Source organism: Kosakonia radicincitans DSM 16656 (assembly GCF_000280495.2).
Classification (GTDB): domain Bacteria; phylum Pseudomonadota; class Gammaproteobacteria; order Enterobacterales; family Enterobacteriaceae; genus Kosakonia; species Kosakonia radicincitans.
Window position 1 is genome coordinate 2,611,295 of the sequence record NZ_CP018016.1, and the last position, 16,861, is coordinate 2,628,155.

The 16,861-nt window shown below is 55.1% G+C and carries 14 protein-coding genes; 8 read left to right on the forward strand and 6 right to left on the reverse strand.

Annotation, left to right across the window (positions count from 1 at the left end; all coding sequences use genetic code 11):
- Positions 1-12: 12 nt before the first annotated feature.
- Positions 13-1,665 carry an MFS transporter gene (locus tag Y71_RS12670; protein ID WP_007371998.1) on the reverse strand — a complete coding sequence of 551 codons (1,653 nt, stop codon included), beginning with the start codon at positions 1,663-1,665 and terminating at the stop codon, positions 13-15.
- Between the two features lie 243 nt (positions 1,666-1,908).
- On the opposite strand from Y71_RS12670, the gene Y71_RS12675 reads away from it, so the two are divergent.
- The 3 genes from Y71_RS12675 to aldA all read left to right on the forward strand — a co-directional run bounded on the left by Y71_RS12675 (position 1,909) and on the right by aldA (position 4,988).
- Positions 1,909-2,367, forward strand: coding sequence for a GNAT family N-acetyltransferase (locus Y71_RS12675; protein WP_007371999.1), 459 nt, complete (start codon positions 1,909-1,911; stop codon positions 2,365-2,367).
- A gap of 182 nt (positions 2,368-2,549) precedes the next feature.
- Positions 2,550-3,350, forward strand: a complete 801-nt coding sequence (locus Y71_RS12680; RefSeq protein ID WP_007372000.1) for a YdcF family protein — start codon at positions 2,550-2,552, stop codon at positions 3,348-3,350.
- A 198-nt stretch (positions 3,351-3,548) separates the two neighbouring features.
- Complete coding sequence (gene aldA, locus Y71_RS12685) at positions 3,549-4,988, forward strand: aldehyde dehydrogenase (RefSeq protein WP_007372001.1); 1,440 nt, start codon at positions 3,549-3,551, stop codon at positions 4,986-4,988.
- Between the two features lie 34 nt (positions 4,989-5,022).
- On the opposite strand, the gene Y71_RS12690 is transcribed toward aldA, so the two are convergent.
- Positions 5,023-5,949, reverse strand: coding sequence for an alpha/beta hydrolase (locus Y71_RS12690; protein WP_007372002.1), 927 nt, complete (start codon positions 5,947-5,949; stop codon positions 5,023-5,025).
- 89 nt (positions 5,950-6,038) lie between these two features.
- The gene (gene gap / locus Y71_RS12695) at positions 6,039-7,040 is read right to left on the reverse strand and encodes a type I glyceraldehyde-3-phosphate dehydrogenase (RefSeq protein WP_007372003.1); all 1,002 of its coding nucleotides are present in this window, start codon (positions 7,038-7,040) and stop codon (positions 6,039-6,041) included.
- Between the two features lie 187 nt (positions 7,041-7,227).
- Here gap and cybB point away from each other — a divergent pair, with 187 nt between their 5' ends.
- Both cybB and Y71_RS12705 read left to right on the forward strand, forming a co-directional pair.
- Positions 7,228-7,758: a cytochrome b561 gene (gene cybB / locus Y71_RS12700; protein ID WP_007372004.1), complete on the forward strand. Its 531-nt coding sequence runs from the start codon at positions 7,228-7,230 to the stop codon at positions 7,756-7,758.
- 220 nt (positions 7,759-7,978) lie between these two features.
- Positions 7,979-9,304, forward strand: coding sequence for an MFS transporter (locus Y71_RS12705; protein WP_007372005.1), 1,326 nt, complete (start codon positions 7,979-7,981; stop codon positions 9,302-9,304).
- Between the two features lie 124 nt (positions 9,305-9,428).
- Here the strand turns inward: Y71_RS12705 and Y71_RS12710 are convergent, their stop codons facing one another.
- Entirely contained in the window at positions 9,429-9,770 is a 342-nt protein-coding gene (locus Y71_RS12710; RefSeq protein ID WP_007372006.1) for a hypothetical protein, read from the reverse strand.
- Positions 9,771-10,231: 461 nt separating this feature from the next.
- Between Y71_RS12710 and Y71_RS12715 the strand changes: the two genes are divergently transcribed.
- The 3 genes from Y71_RS12715 to Y71_RS12725 all read left to right on the forward strand — a co-directional run bounded on the left by Y71_RS12715 (position 10,232) and on the right by Y71_RS12725 (position 13,497).
- Positions 10,232-10,507 (forward strand): metal/formaldehyde-sensitive transcriptional repressor, encoded by a 276-nt coding sequence (locus tag Y71_RS12715; RefSeq protein WP_007372007.1) that lies wholly within the window; start codon positions 10,232-10,234, stop codon positions 10,505-10,507.
- Between the two features lie 32 nt (positions 10,508-10,539).
- Positions 10,540-11,658, forward strand: a complete 1,119-nt coding sequence (locus tag Y71_RS12720) for an S-(hydroxymethyl)glutathione dehydrogenase/class III alcohol dehydrogenase (RefSeq protein WP_007372008.1) — start codon at positions 10,540-10,542, stop codon at positions 11,656-11,658.
- A 153-nt stretch (positions 11,659-11,811) separates the two neighbouring features.
- Positions 11,812-13,497: a methyl-accepting chemotaxis protein gene (locus Y71_RS12725; protein ID WP_007372009.1), complete on the forward strand. Its 1,686-nt coding sequence runs from the start codon at positions 11,812-11,814 to the stop codon at positions 13,495-13,497.
- Positions 13,498-13,554: 57 nt separating this feature from the next.
- Here the strand turns inward: Y71_RS12725 and Y71_RS12730 are convergent, their stop codons facing one another.
- Positions 13,555-14,247 carry a DUF2076 domain-containing protein gene (locus Y71_RS12730; protein WP_007372010.1) on the reverse strand — a complete coding sequence of 231 codons (693 nt, stop codon included), beginning with the start codon at positions 14,245-14,247 and terminating at the stop codon, positions 13,555-13,557.
- A 182-nt stretch (positions 14,248-14,429) separates the two neighbouring features.
- Positions 14,430-16,808, reverse strand: coding sequence for a membrane-bound PQQ-dependent dehydrogenase, glucose/quinate/shikimate family (locus Y71_RS12735; protein ID WP_007372011.1), 2,379 nt, complete (start codon positions 16,806-16,808; stop codon positions 14,430-14,432).
- Positions 16,809-16,861 lie beyond the last annotated feature (53 nt).

Below are 16,861 nucleotides of genomic sequence, written 5' to 3' on the forward strand. Positions count from 1 at the left end.
CCAGTAACATTATTATTTGGTCCCAGTCGCCCGCTTTAAGGCGAGGCGTGCGGTAATGTTTAGGCGCAACAAGCGCCATAAAATCCAGATCAGCGTGGCGGCGGCGATACTGGCCGTCAGCAGATAGGTATCGTTGTAGGCCAGAATGTTGGCTTCCAGCGTGGAGACCGTTTGCAGTTGCGTCACGGCCTGGGTGCTCAGCAGCGAACTGTCGCCGAGCATGCTCTGGTACATCTGGCTGTAAAGCTGCAACCGGTCATTCACCAGCGGATTAAGGGTGGTGAGCTGGTCGGCCAGCAGGCTGGAGTGGTATTTCTCACGCCATGTCTGGAACGTACCGAGGATTGCCGAACCCAGCAGGCCACCAATGTTCTGGCTCATGCCGAACAGCACCGAAAAGCTGACCAGATTTCGCGGCTCAGCTATCACGCCGCCAATGCCAGCGAGCATCGCTGGCGCAATAAAAAAAGCGCTGGCAAAACCGAGTAAAAACTGGCTGATGATGAGCTGATTAGGCCGCGTAAGACTGGTGGAGTGGCTGTCCATTAGCGAAGCGATAATCATTAACACCAGCGAGAAGACAACTGGCCACGCCAGCCGCTGAGGCTTAATGGTCAGGCAACTGGCGACAATGCCGCAGACAATCCCCGCCAGAATCGACCACGCCAGTTTTGTCATCTGCTCATTCTGCAATCCCACGTATTGCAGCCAGCCGAAAACGCCGGTGTTCTGCTCTGCCAGCACGATGCGGATCAACAGCATAATCAGCCCCAAACGCACAATACTGCCGCTGGAGAGCCAGCGAGTATTGAGCAGCGGGTTGCTGCGGTTATGCTCAAAGGCAATCGCAGACACGATCAGCACTACCGCAGCCGCCAGTGCCCAGCCGATCCACGGTGCTTCGAACCACCAGTCAAGACGGCCCAGCGATAACACCGCGCACAGCAGCGCCATGCCAGGCGCCAACAGAAAGAAGGTGATGAAATCCTTCTTTTCGAACACCTTTTTACGATCCCCTGGCGGCAATTTCAGGGCGATCACGCAGCCCAGGGAGATAAGCGCCAGCCCCAGTTCAAACAGGTAAAGGCCGCGCCACTCATTGAGTTGCAGCAATTCGCTGGAGAAGAGGCGGGCCATCGGGATCGCCAGCGACGAACCCGTAATACCAATGGTTAATGCCTTCAGACGATGCTTCGCCGGCCACGCCTGGATCTGGTAGTAAATGCCGAGCGAACTGAGTGCGGCGGCGACCATGCCGTGCGCGGCACGGACGAACATTGCCGAACTGAGATCGTTAATAAACAGGTGAAAAAAGGTCACCAGCACATACAGCACCAGAAACCCTTCCGTGAAGGCGCGCAGCCCATACTGCTGGCGGAACTTTACCAGCAGCAGGTTGATAGAGATATTGGTCATCACGTACACCGCAGGCAGCCAGGCGATTTCCGTTGACCAGGCCGCGAACGTGCCCTGAAGGTTTTGCAGGTTGGCCGTCACCATGGCATTGCCGAGCGCGCCGGTCAGACAGACCAGCAGGCCAACAATACCGTAGGCAATACGGCGCGGCGTACTGTGATAAGGCGTTGAGGGAGAACCCAGCAACATGGGCTTTTCGTGAGCGGCCCATTCGCGCGGAGTGTACGGATCGCTTTTCGGCAAACGCATTACTTCTTAACCTCGCGAAGCAGGTTTCCCTGCGTTTTGTCGTTTATGGGAGAGCGTAGCTGCAGGCAGCGAAGTTCGCAGTTATCCCGGAAAAGCTTTTCACTCACTGAATAGTTAGGGGGCTAATGATATTACTTGTGTCAATAAAGCTGATGCAAGTGTATAAGAAAAATATAGATTACCTTCGCACGGCGATCCGCTTAAGTGATAAAAACAACCGATATAAAGGTGACACTGTCACAAATGAGTGCAATCACTATTTTACCCACCTCACCGTACGATAAAGCCTGCCTGCAATTGCAGGATGAGCTTTCCGCTACGTTGCAACAAATCACCGGCAGCAGCGGCAGGGCATCCTTTGATGCCAGCACATGGGGTGAACGGGATATTTTTCTGCTGGCATGCAACAACGATATTGCCGTTGGCTGCGGTGCGCTGCGTGAAGTGTCGGCAGAAATCGGTGAAATCAAACGTATGTACGCGCGGCCTGAAACGCGCGGTGTGGGCGCACAACTCCTGCAGGCGCTGGAAAGGTATGCGCTGGCGCATGGCTTTAAAACGCTGTGGCTGGAGACGCGTAAAATCAACCAGCGGGCTGTGGCGTTCTATTTACGCAATGGTTATCAGATCCGCGAAAACTACGGTCGCTATGCAGGGCGGGCGGAAGCCGTTTGCTTTGAGAAAAGATTGTCTGAGCGCTGAGAAATCAGGAAGCGCGGGCTTTTCTCCTGCGGCTACCGTTTCGCGTTCAATCTGGCTATTTGGGGCGGCTTCCGGTTATCCAAAATAGCGACAGAAACTTACCCGAACGGGATTCGGAGTGATCCCCTGTTCAGGACACACAGAGGCGTTAGTCTCTGACGGGTGTAGCAAAGGAGGTTTTGATGCAGATAACAACATTTCCCGCCTTATCGGAAACCACGCTGGCAGCGGCGAATACGCTGGGTGCATGGCTGGCACAAAATGATTTTGCCGGTAAACCCACGCCGGTACGCGCGGATGTGGTGATCCTCGCAGGTAATGCGGTGATGCCGACCATCGATGCGGCGTGCGCGCTGGCAGCGGCGCAGAACACGCCGCTACTGGTGACGGGGGGGGTGGGGCACTCCACAACGTTTCTGTATGCCGCCGTTGCGCGCCATCCCCGTTATAACGTGCTGCGAACGACCGGGCGCAGTGAGGCGGCGATCATGGCGGATATCGGGCGCCACTTCTGGAACCTTGCTGATTCACAGTTGTTGGTTGAAGATAAATCAAGAAACTGCGGCGAAAATGCGCGTTTCAGCGTTGATTTGCTGCTTTCGCAGGGGATAAAAGCGAAAACGGCAATGGTGGTGCAGGACCCAACCATGCAGCGCCGCACCGTCGCCACCTTTGCCCGCGTCAGCCAGCAGTGTGCCGACGCGCCGCACTGGCTAAGCTGGCCGGGTTTTACGCCGCGTTTATGCAATACGGCGGCAGGGCTGGCCTTCCAGCCGCAGCAGGAGGGGCTGTGGCCCGTGGATCGCTATCTGTCACTAATGATGGGCGAAGTTCCCCGCCTGCGTGATGACGCCACGGGCTACGGGCCGAAAGGGCGTGATTTCCTTGTTCACGTTGATTTTCCACCCGCCGTGGAAGCGGCCTGGCAGGTGCTGATTGCCGATGAGACCCTTGCCGCCGCGCTCGCCAGTCGTTCACTGTGAAAAATGCCCGTTTGCGCTAAAGCTGCAGCAAACGGGCATTATCCTCCCTCTGTTGTAATTTATTTGTTGCGAACTTGCTGGGTTTTTTATGAATCCACTCACAAAAGCCGATGCTGTGCCTGAGCAATACCTCGCATGGGGATAGATTTTTAACAATGAGTTTACTTGTTAAAAACAATGTCATTACAGGAGCAGGTCATGACAGCACCCGTGCAACACCCGATGTTTATCGATGGTCAATTCATCAGCTGGCAGGGCGACAACTGGCTCGATGTCGTCAATCCGGCGACGGAAGAGATTCTGGCGCGCATTCCTGATGGCACAGCGGAAGATGCGCGTAAAGCGATTGCGGCGGCGGAACGCGCCCAGCCCGCCTGGGAAGCCTTGCCAGCAATAGAACGCGCAGGCTGGTTACGCAAAATCGCCGCGGGCATTCGCGAGAAAGCGCATGAAATCAGCGCATTAATTGTGGCTGAGGGCGGCAAAATTCAGCAACTGGCTGAAGTGGAAGTCTCTTTTACCGCCGACTACATCGACTATATGGCCGAATGGGCGCGCCGCTATGAAGGAGAGATCCTGCAAAGCGACCGGCCGAATGAAAATATCTTTGTCTTTAAGCGCGCCCTTGGCGTGACCACCGGCATTTTGCCGTGGAATTTCCCGTTCTTCCTGATTGCCCGCAAAATGGCGCCAGCGCTGATTACCGGCAACACCATTGTGATTAAACCCAGCGAATTCACGCCGAACAATGCCGTCGCGTTTGCCAAAATCGTGCATGATGTCGGATTGCCAAAAGGGGTTTTTAACCTGGTATTAGGGCGTGGCGAAACGGTCGGCCAGGAGCTGGCAGCCAACCCGAAAGTGGCGATGGTCAGCATGACTGGCAGCGTTGGCGCAGGCGAGAAAATCATGGCTGCGGCAGCGAAAAATATCACCAAAGTGTGCCTCGAACTCGGCGGGAAAGCGCCAGCCATTGTGCTGGATGATGCGGATCTTGAGCTGGCGGTGAAAGCGATTGTTGATTCCCGCATCATCAACAGCGGGCAGGTGTGCAACTGCGCCGAGCGGGTTTATGTGCAGAAGGGCATTTACGACCGTTTCGTTAACCGTCTTGGTGAAGCGATGAAAGCGGTGCAGTTCGGCGATCCGGCGCAGCGTAACGACATTGCCATGGGGCCGCTCATCAACGCCGCCGCACTGGAACGTGTGGAACAGAAAGTGGCGCGCGCAGTGGCGGAAGGCGCGCGCGTGGTGCTGGGTGGTAAAGCGCCGGAAGGGAAAGGCTATTTCTATCCGCCAACGCTGCTGCTGGATGTCCGTCAGGAAATGGCGATCATGCACGAAGAGACCTTTGGCCCGGTGCTGCCGGTGGTGGCATTCGACACGCTCGATGACGCGCTGGCGATGGCCAATGACAGCGATTACGGCCTGACATCTTCCGTCTATACCAACGATCTGAATGCGGCGATGAAGGCCGTGCGCGGGCTGAAATTTGGCGAAACGTATATTAACCGTGAAAACTTTGAAGCAATGCAGGGTTTCCACGCCGGATGGCGCAAGTCCGGGATCGGCGGGGCGGATGGGCGTCACGGCCTGAACGAATATCTGCAAACCCAGATGGTGTATCTGCAATCCTGATAATGTATCGCCCCCGCCAGGCGCGGGGGCGCGTTTACACTTTGGTCGCTATCCATGCCATCATCAGCTCCGGCCAGACGGCGGCCGGCAACCCCAGCGCATCACGAATACCAAAACCGTGTTTCCCCTGCTCAAACAGATGCATCTCTACCGGTACGCCAAGACGGCGCAGCGCGGTAAACATCACCAGGCTGTTCTCCACTTTCACCGCTGGATCGTCCACCGCATGCAGCAGGAAAACCGGCGGTGTTTCGCTGTTAACATTCTGTTCGGGGGAATAATGACGTACCTGTTCGTCAGTCGGTGACTCGCCAAGCAGTTGCTGGCGGGAAATCGGGTGATCGATTTCAGCTTGCATGGTGATAACCGGGTAAACCAGCGCCATAAACGCCGGGCGCGCGCTCTGGCGGTCGATGTCGTCAGACGACGGGTAAACCACTTCGTCATAGCGTGTGCCGAGGCTGGCCGCGACATGGCCGCCAGCGGAAAAGCCCATCACGCCGAGCTTTGCGGGATCCAGCCGCCACTCCCCGGCGCGGGCGCGGATCGTGCGCATGGCGCGCTGTATATCCGCCAGCGGCGCATCCGCGCCTTCTGCATGCTGATCTGCCGGAAGCCGGTAGGTCATCACAAACAGGGTGTAGTCTTTGGCATTGAAACAGGGAGCCAGCGCGCTGCCTTCTTTATCCAGAACCACCCGACGGTAAGAACCGCCAGGCGTGATAAGGATCCCAACGCCGTTGGGGTTTTGCGGGGCGTAAACGGTGATTTCCGGGGCGCGAACGCCGGTGACTGAGCGGTCAAAGGGGGTTGGGCCGGTGTGAAACGTTTCGAGTTGAAAACGCACCGGGCTGGCGGCGGCGCCTGGCGCTTCTCCCTGCGGCCAGACGGGAAACGTACTGGCGTGCTGCACTGCGACATTCATCAACGTCAATAAATCTTCCGGGCTGATATTTCTCATGTCTCGCCTCGCCTGATGGCGCTTGCGCTTATCCGGCCTGCAATTAGCGCAGGCCGGGTAGACGTTGCCTCATCCGGCCTATGTGAACGTTAAAGCGCGCGGTATTTTTCCAGTACGCGCACGAGCTGGGTGACAAAACCGTACTCGTTATCGTACCAGGAGACGGTTTTCACCAGTTGCAGATCGCCCACTTCGGTGATTTCTGTCTGCGTGGCATCGAACACCGAACCAAAGTGGCTGCCAATAACATCGGACGAAACAATCTCTTCATCGGTATAGCCGAAGGATTCATTATTTTCAGTGGCTTTTTTCAGCGCCTGGTGGATCTCATCGACGGTGACTTTCTTCTCCAGAACCGATACCAGCTCGGTTACCGAGCCGGTTTTCACCGGAACGCGCTGCGCGTGGCCTTTCAGTTTGCCGCTCAGCGCCGGGATCACCAGACCGATCGCTTTTGCTGCACCAGTGGTGTGCGGGATGATGTTTTCCGCTGCCGCACGCGAGGCCCGCAGATCTTTGCCGCGTGGCCCATCGACCAGCGCCTGCGTGCCGGTATAGGCGTGAATGGTGGTCATGGTGCCAGCTTTGATGCCGAAGTTGTCCTGTAGCGCTTTGGCCATCGGCGCGAGGCAGTTGGTGGTGCAGGAGGCGACCGAAATAATGGTGTCCTCAGCATTGATGGTTTCATCATTGACGTTAAAGACCACGGTTTTCATCTCACCGGCGGGCGCGGAGATGAGCACTTTTTTCGCACCGGCTTCCAGATGCGCCTGTGATTTTTCAGCCGACGTATAGAAGCCAGTACATTCCACAATGATCTCGGCACCGGCGCTGCGCCACGGGATATGTTTCGCCTCTTTCTCGGCATAAACAGTGATGCTTTTACCGTTGACGATCAGCGAATCTTCGGTGAAATCCACGCTCCAGCCAAATGGACCGTAGTTAGAATCATGCTTCAATAAATAGGCCAGCACTTTGGGTGAGGTGAGATCGTTAATTGCGACAACTTCCGCGCTGCTGTTGGTTTCCAGCAGACGACGCAGTACCAGACGTCCAATACGCCCGAATCCATTGATGCCAATTTTGCTCATAATTCACTCCGCTTTTTAGGTCATGATCACGTTATTGCACACCTCAGTGATAGCCTGGTGGGGATTGTTGGGCAAATGAATCGCGTTCAATGAAGGGTAAGTGACTGAATGTTGAAGAGGAAAAGTTAATGAATTTTTAAGGAAATACGGCTATGTTGGCGTTCTGTTATTTTTTCAGGATCGCCTTATGCGCAGTAAATATTCTTCCGTGCAAATCACCCTTCACTGGTTGGTGTTTCTGCTAATCGTAACCGCTTATTGCGCCATGGAGTTTCGCGGATTTGCGCCACGCAGCTACCGCCCGTGGTTTAACATGGTGCATGTCTCCTGCGGTATTTCTATTCTTGTTCTCATGGTCGCTCGTTTGCTGGCACGGCTAAAAAACCCGACGCCGCCGATTGTGCCCAAACCCTCGCCAATGATGACCGGGCTGGCGCATCTGGGCCATCTGGTCATTTATCTGCTGTTTATCGTTCTGCCTGTTATTGGCCTGCTAATGATGTACAACCGGGGCGGGCCGTGGATCGCGTTCGGCATGGTGATGCCGTATGCGTCAGAGGCTAACTTTGATCTGGTGGATACGCTGAAGGAGTACCACGAATTTCTGGCTAATCTGGGCTATTTTGTTATTGGCCTGCATGCCGTGGCGGCGCTGGCGCATCATTACTACTATAAAGACAATACGCTGTTGCGGATGATGCCGAAAAAACGCAACTAATAGTTATCTGCCCGATAGTGCTAAACTTATCGGGTTAAAACAATGTATTTCGCCCCGCGATGCGGGGCTTTTTTATGGCGTAAAATGTGATCCTGCCTGGTTTTTCGCCGAGAAAAGCAGGGCGGAAATCACATTTTACGCCATCTGTGCTGTGCTGAATTCGTACAAGCCGTGTAGATAGTATATCTATTATAGAAACACTTTGATAAGTGGAGGGGATATGACACAGCCTGTACAGGACTCTTTCGATCGCGCGACCGAGCAGGAGCAGGTGGCCGGATCGCGTAAATTACGCAAAGTGCTACTCGCCACCGGGATCGGCCATTTTGTGGAATGGTTTGATTTCGGCTTGTACGGCACGCTGGCCGCGATTATCGGGCTGCAATTTTTCCAGTCCGGCAATCCGAGCGTTGCGTTGCTCTCATCATTCGCGGTATTTGGCGCGGGCTTTATTATGCGCCCGCTGGGCGGATTATTCTTCGGCTCGCTGGGCGATCGCAAAGGGCGGCAGAAAGTACTGGCGACTGTGATCCTGCTGACTTCCGGGGCGACATTCGTGATGGGTTTGTTGCCCACTTATCACCAGGTGGGGATCACCGCCACAGTGCTGCTGGTGATCACGCGCCTGGTGCAGGGCTTTGCCGCCGGGGGCGAAAGCTCCGGGGCCACAACTTACCTGGCGGAATACGCCCCGACAGAACGCCGTGGTTATTTTACCTGCTGGATCGATAACTTTGGCTTTATGGCGTTCGTGGTTGGTTCCGGGCTGGTTTTTCTGCTGACCGCAACACTTGGCGAAAGCACAATGAACGACTGGGGCTGGCGTATCCCATTCCTGATCGCCGGGCCGCTGGGCTGGGTGGGGCTGTATCTGCGAAAACATCTGGAAGATTCGCCGGAATTTATTGCCGCCATGAAGAGCGGTCAGACATCCAGTGCGCCGCTGCGCAAAGCGGTGACCACCGCCTGGGGCGCGTTGCTGTTCTGCGTGGGTTTTGTGGTGATCAAGGCCGTCGGGCACTGGACGCTGCAAACGTTCATGCCGAGTTATCTGGCGACCGAGCTGCATTTTTCCAAACTCAATGCCTATGCCATCACGACTATCGGGCTCTTTTCCGTCGCGGTTCTGGTGCCGTTTATGGGCTATCTGTCGGATAAATATGGTCGCAAGCCGTTGATGCTGACGGGCTGCGCCGGGTTTATCCTGCTCAGTTATCCGGCAATGATGGTGATGGCGAACGGGGACGTGCTGTCGGCGGTGCTGGCGATGGTGATGCTCGGCGCATTTATTGCCGCCTTCGACGGTGCCTGTACGGCGGCGATGGCGGAACTGTTCCCGACCAGCGTGCGCTACGGCGGCTTGTCTATTGCTTATAACTTTGCGGTCGCGTTTTTCGGCGGGATCACCCCGTGGTTTTCGGCGTGGCTGATCACCAGCACCGGCGATAAATTCTCACCAGCTTTTTACGTAATGGCCGCTGCGCTGATTACCTTCCTTACTGTGCTGCGCGCCCGGGAAACGGCCGGGTTGCCGCTGAAACGTTGAATGTCGCCCCGGTGAGATCTTCCACCGGGGTTTTTATATATGCGTGGTTGAATATGATGGGCGTAGCAGTTCGCGCCCCATCAACATTATTCGATTGCAGGGTAATAATTAAATTAATAAATAATCACTTGATCATTTTTATACCGTAGGGGCAAAGATCGAATTCACAGGTTTTTTGATGTTCACACGTTCTTAACGAAATATCCTCATTGCCCGGACAGTGACAGCCTTTTTTTAGTGTTTGCCAGACGGCGGGAAAAAAGGGCAAGGTATGAATAATGTTAAAGTCACATGTTTTTCCATTAACGGTGAGGTGTTCCTTGTACGTATGTAATATGTTATCAGGGCGTAAAAAATAATTACCTTTATACCAGACAATGACCGCCAGCTCTGGTGTGTTGCGGGCCAGGGCGAAAGCGGTTTTGGTCGTTGGTGATACCAGCATTTCCGTAATATTCCAGCGCATAGCTGCTCCTTGCGGCTAATTTAATCTCCTGAATAAGAAAAATCTTAACAAATAAGTAAGTGAGAACCTAACCCAATTAATATATTTAATTTAAATAGCTAAAGCTGGGATATATTTAATAAGCTTTACAATGGATCTTGATACAAAACAAAGTTGAGTGGGTTTTGATTGTTGTCTTGCGAGTTATTCAAGCAGCGAGAATTAATTACATTCTGATATTGTTGCGTGGTTAATTAAAACTCACGAAAAGATAACAAATAACGAACAGTATTGGGCTTTATATAATATATTTGAAAAGGTCGTTTTAGTATATTTATTAAGTTATATACCGGGTTGCTAATCGATCCCCACATCCATTTTTATACTTTCCCGGCGGCCTTCCTGTACCCGTACAAAACTTACCGTTTACTGCGGATGATGTTCTTATGTACCATACCCCCCTATAGTATGCAGGAGGTCACATGCCCCATTCACCAGAAGACAAGAAACGCGTTTTGACGCGAGTGCGCCGCATCCGTGGTCAGGTCGATGCGCTGGAACGTGCGCTGGAAAGCGGCGAACCCTGCATCGCCATTTTGCAGCAAATTGCCGCTGTGCGCGGCGCGGCCAACGGCCTGATGGGCGAAATGGTTGAAATTCACCTGAAAGATGAGCTGGTCAACGGCGACACCACTGCGGAGCAGCGTGCGGTTCGCATGGCAGAAGTCGGTCATCTTTTGCGCTCTTATCTAAAATAAGCATCAAGGTATTCACAAAAAGGAAGAGACATATGAAATCACGTGCAGCCGTTGCCTTCGGGCCGGGTCAACCTCTTAAAATCGTCGAAATCGACGTTGCGCCGCCGAAAAAGGGCGAAGTGCTGGTCCGTATCACGCATACCGGGGTGTGTCATACCGACGCGTTTACGCTCTCCGGTGACGATCCGGAAGGGGTATTCCCGGCGGTGCTCGGCCATGAAGGCGGCGGGATTGTGGTTGAAGTCGGCGAAGGCGTGACCAGCCTGAAACCGGGCGACCACGTTATTCCGCTGTACACCGCAGAATGTGGTGAATGTAAGTTCTGTAAATCCGGTAAAACCAACCTCTGCCAGGCCGTACGCGCCACGCAGGGGAAAGGTCTGATGCCGGATGGTACCACCCGTTTCTCTTACAACGGCGAGCCGATTTTCCACTATATGGGTACCAGCACCTTCAGCGAATACACCGTCTGCGCGGAAATCTCGCTGGCAAAAGTGAACGAGCAGGCGCCGCTGGATAAAGTTTGTCTGCTCGGCTGCGGTGTTACCACCGGTATCGGCGCGGTGCACAACACGGCGAAAGTGAAAGAGGGCGATACCGTGGCGATCTTCGGTCTCGGCGGTATCGGTCTGGCGGCGATTCAGGGCGCGGTTCAGGCGAAAGCCGGGCGGATTCTGGCTATCGATACCAACCCGGATAAATTCGCGCTGGCGAAAGAGATGGGTGCAACCGACTTTATCAACCCGAAAGATCACGACCGTCCGATTCAGGATGTGATTGTTGAGATGACCGACGGCGGCGTTGATTTCAGCTTTGAATGTATCGGTAACGTCAACGTTATGCGTTCTGCGCTTGAGTGCTGCCATAAAGGCTGGGGCGAAAGCGTGATCATCGGTGTCGCGGGCGCGGGCCAGGAGATCAGCACCCGTCCGTTCCAACTGGTGACCGGTCGCGTATGGCGCGGTTCCGCGTTTGGCGGCGTGAAAGGCCGCAGCCAGTTGCCGGGCATGGTGGAAGATGCGATGGCGGGCAAAATTCGCCTCGATCCGTTCATCACCCATCGCATGCCGCTGGAGCAGATCAACGACGCGTTTGATCTGATGCACGAAGGTAAATCTATCCGTACCGTTATCCATTTCGGCGATAATTAATCCTGCTTCACGCCAGCGGTGTAACCGCTGGCGCTACCAATGTCCAAATCTGTGACCGCTGTTACGATTTTCTCCATAAGAAAAATCCAATTATTGCCGATGCATATATATCATCGTGATGAATGCATTAGACAAATATGAGAGTCGATAGCCATGGATAACAAAGCAGCAATGCAAAGCATTGGATTTATGCACAATATTCGATTGGTTCCCCTGTTTTCCTCCATTCTCAGCGGTATTCTGGTGCTGTTTGCGCTCAGCTCCGGCCTGGCAGGATATTTTATGATGCAAGCGGATCGCGATCAGCGTGATGTGACGCAGGAAATCCAGGTTCGCATGGGATTATCTAACAGTTCTAACAACTTACGTACAGCTCGTCTTAATCTGATCCATGCCGGCGCGGCAAGCCGTATCGCCGAAATGGACGACATGAAAAATAACGTCGCGCAAGCGGAAAAACGTATTCAACAATCGCAGGATGGTTTCAAGGTCTATATGGCGCGCGAAGTTAAAACGCCTGAGGACGTTGCGCTGGATGACGATCTGACTCGCCTGTTTAATGCCTACATCGCAGGCATGCAGCCGATGCTGAAATACGCGAAAAACGGCATGTTTGAAGCCATCATCAACCATGAAAGCGAACAGGCGCGCCAGCTTGATGCCGCGTATAACACCGTGCTGCTGAAAGCGATTAAGATCCGCACCGATCGCGCAGAACATCTGACAGAGCTGGCGCACAGCCGTACGCAATTAGGGCTTACTTTTATGGCCGCTGCCTTCGCCTTTGCACTGGTGTTGACAGTCATCACCTTCATCGTACTGCGCCGCGTGGTGATCAACCCGCTGCAACGTGCGGCGCAGCGTATCGCGCGCATTGCCTCCGGTGATTTGACCGTTGAGGATGAACCGACTGGCCGCAGTGAGATTGGCCGTCTGAGCAGTGATTTGCAGGCGATGCAGCATTCGCTGGTTACCACCGTCGCTACGGTTCGCCAGGGCGCGGAAGAGATCTATAGAGGAACCAGTGAAATCTCCGCCGGTAATACCGATCTCTCTTCGCGTACCGAGCAACAGGCGGCGGCAATTGAAGAAACGGCTGCCAGCATGGAACAACTGACCGCGACGGTGAAACAGAACGCTGACAACGCACACCATGCCAGTGGTCTGGCGCGTGACGCCTCCGGCAAAGCGACCAAAGGCGGGCAAATTGTCTCCGGCGTGGTGCAGACGATGGGCAACATCACCACCAGTTCACGCAAAATCTCTGAAATTACTGCGGTGATCAACAGCATTGCCTTCCAGACCAATATCCTGGCGCTCAACGCCGCCGTAGAAGCGGCGCGTGCCGGTGAACAGGGCCGCGGCTTTGCCGTGGTGGCCAGCGAAGTGCGTACGCTGGCGAGCCGCAGTGCGCAGGCGGCAAAAGAGATTGAAGCGCTGATCAGTGAATCCGTCAGCCTGATTGAGCAAGGTTCCGGTGAAGTGGTTTCTGCTGGCGAAACGATGGATGAGATCGTGACGGCGGTGAAACGCGTAACCGATATCATGCTGGAAATTGCAGCGGCATCCGATGAGCAGAGCAAAGGTATCACCCAGGTGAGCCAGGCGATCACGGAAATGGACAACGTAACGCAACAAAACGCCTCGCTGGTAGAAGAAGCGTCCGCCGCAGCCGCTTCGCTGGAAGAGCAGGCCGCGCGTCTGACCGAAGCGGTAGGCGCTTTCCGCCTGACCGGTGCTGCGCCGCAGCGCCAGAACAGCACATCTTCGCCAACGGCAAAACCGTTTAAACCGCAGCGCCCTGCGCTGGCAAACGGCGATAACTGGGAAACCTTCTGATAATCCGCAAAAGAAAAGAGGCCGTAAGGCCTCTTTTTCTATCCAGCGCTAACGTCGTTATATAAAGCTGTCGTCATCATTGCTGTAGTCGTTGTCATCAAAATCATCGTTCTGCCAGGCGTCGTTATTATTGCCGAACTGATCGTCCTGGTTGAGGAAGCGGGTGTCAGAGACGTTATTAAAGTCGCCGTATTGATTGGCGGTAAACGGATCACCACCGGCGGGTGTTGCCGGTTCTTCGATGATATTCACGATCTCTTCCGGCCGCGATTGATGGAACATACTGGTCAGCATCTCGGCCAGCACGACGCCACCGGCCACGCCAGCGGCAGTTTGCAGCGCGCCAGCCATAAAACCGCCGCTGCGGGGAGCCGGGGCCGAAGCCGGTGCTGCCGCCCGTGAATAATCCTGTGCCGGTGGTTGTTGCGGCTGGGCATTCCAGCTATTGGCCGACTGCGGGTTGCTTTTCCCGCCGCCAAACAGGCCGCCGAGGAAGCTGCCGCCCGTCGAGGGTTTGCTTTTTTGCGCGGCTAATTCGCTTTCAAGCTCCTGAACCCGCGCTTGCAGGCGTTTCAGCGCCGCTTCCTGAATCAAAATCGATTGCGCCATATAGTAGGGGGCTGCAGGCTGCTGTCTGACGAATTCCGCGATCTGACGCTCGGCATCTGCATCCCGTTGACTGTTTTGTTGTCCGGTCTGTTTCAGACGTTCGAAAAGGCCGTTGATAAGCTGCTGTTCTTCATATTGCATGACAATAACCTTCCGCTCTCCAGGGTGGATACTATGTAGTTTATCAGCGGCGGCAATCTGTGTCTGGCGAGTGAAATGTTTGTTTAAGATTGGTTGCAGGTTGGCTGAAACTCGCCCTGCTTTCGGGGGCCGCGGACGAAAAAAAAGCCCGCATCAGCAGGCTTTTTTATCACCATCACAACTTATTGCTTATCGGGAAGCGCATAAGCAATCACGTAGTCACCGCGATCCGGTGACTGACGTGCACCGCCCGCATTGATAATGATGTATTGCTTACCGGTTTTCGGCGACACATAGGTCATCGGGCCGGACTGGCTACCCACCGGCAGGCGGTCTTTCCAGATCTCTTTCCCGGTGGCGGTATCAAACGCGCGCAGGTAGAAATCCTGAGTACCGGCAAAGAACAGCAGGCCGGACTGGGTGGAAAGTGACGCGCCCAGCGTCGGCATACCGATTGGAATTGGCATATGCATGCGGATACCCAGTGGGCCGGTATCCTCTACGGTACCGACCGGAACCTGCCACACCAGTTTCCCGGTGGAGAGATCGACTGCAGACATTGTGCCGAAAGGCGGCTGCTGGCACGGAATACCCAGCGGCGAGAGGAAGCGCTCGCGCATCGCGCCAAACGGCGTACCGTCCATCGGCACAATCCCCATCTCAATACCGCTGGCGTTTTTCGCGACGTTCGCACGCGGCACCATATAGTTCGCCAGCCCCAGACGCATATCGTTAACAAACATCAGGTTATGGTTCGGGTCGAGCGACACGCTGCCCCAGTTCATTCCGCCCAGTGAGCCAGGGAATTGCAGGGAACGATCGAGACCCGGCGGGGTAAAGACACCCTGGTGGCGCATCGATTTAAAGGCGATACGGCACAACAGCAGGTCGATCGGCGTCGCACCCCACATATCAGACTCTTTCAGCGTCTGGTTGCCAATCATCGGCATGCCCACCGAGTAAGGCTGCGTCGGTGAATAACGCTCGCCCTGCACGTTGCCCGCCGGAACCGGACGCTCTTCCACTTTCGCCACCGGCTCGCCGGTTTCACGGTTGAGCATAAAGATCATGCCCTGTTTACTGGTCTGCACCAGTACCGGCGTGGTGTGGCCTTTGCCATCCGGCAGGTCGAACAGCGCGGGTTGTGAAGGCAGGTCGAAGTCCCACAAATCGTGGTGTGTGGTCTGATAGTGCCAGCGCACTTTTCCTGTGGTGGCATCTACAGCAACCACTGAAGAGCTGTATTTATCGTCCAGCGCGGTACGTTCACCGGCCCAGAAATCCGGGGTGGCGTTGCCGGTTGGCAGATAGATCAGGTTCAGTTTGGCGTCATACGACATCGCAGACCAGACGTTCGGCGTACCGCGTGTATAAGTCTGGCCTTCCGGCGGCAGTCCGGTGATCGCCGGGTTGCCCGGATCCCACGCCCACGCCAGTTTACCGCTGTGAACGTCGTACGCACGAACAACGCCCGGCGGTTCGCCTGTGGAGAAGTTATCCGCCACGCGACCGCCGACCACCACCACATTCCCGGCGACCAGTGGCGTCGAGGTTTGCTGGTAGTAACCCGGTTTGATTTCGCCCATGCCAACGCCCAGATCGACCACACCGTGGTCGCCGAAGTCATCACAGACTTTGCCGTTATCGGCATTAATCGCAATCAGGCGTGCATCGGTGGTGGGCAGGAACAGACGACGCGGGCAGGCAGCAGGCGAGGTGCTCTGTGCCGCAGCCTGCGCCTGGCTGTCTTCGTAATAGCCCAGGCCGCGGCAGCGTTGCCAGTTTGGCGCAGTAGCTTTCGAATCGTAGCGCCATTTCTCTTTGCCTGAATCCACATCCAGCGCCAGCACTTTACTGTACGGCGTACAGACATATAGCGTGTCGCCAATTTGTAGCGGCGTATTCTGATCTTCCGCGCCAGAACCGTTGCTCTGCGGGATATCTCCCGTGTGTGCGACCCAGGCGACTTTCAACTGGTTAACGTTTTGCTTGTTAATCTGATCCAGCGCGGCGAAGCGATCGCCGTGGGTGGTGTTGCCCCAGTGTTTCCAGTCCTGCTGCGCCGTCCCGGCGGCAACAGGTTTCACCGGAACTGCTTCCGTTGGCGCGATCACATTCCATGTTTTGAACATGCCGCCTGCGCTAACCAGCAGCAGCACCGCCAGTACGCCTGCCAGGCTGAATGAGGATTTACGCAGCGGCGTCGCACGTTGTTGCGCACGCAGCAGCGGCCACAGCAGTGCAGCCAGCAAGGCCAGCACGCCGAAAGTAAACAGGCGCGAGAACAGCGGCCAGAATGACCAGCCAGCGTCGCTGACTGCCCAGAAAAGAGAAACGATAAATGCCAGTGCGTAGAGCATAATACCGCTGGGGCGGTTTTTGATAATCAAACCTGCCGCCACCACCATCACGATGCCCATGATGAGGAAGTAGGGACTGCCGCCGACGGCGACAAGTTTATAACCGAGAATGCCAATCGCCAGACCGATAACCATCATCAGTACGGCCAGTAACCACTTCAGGACGCTTACCATCCCGCGTGGCGTATTACCAGGTGCCATGTTTTTCTCCTGAAACCCATTCGTGTGCGGAACGGCAAACGGTAACCGTCCGA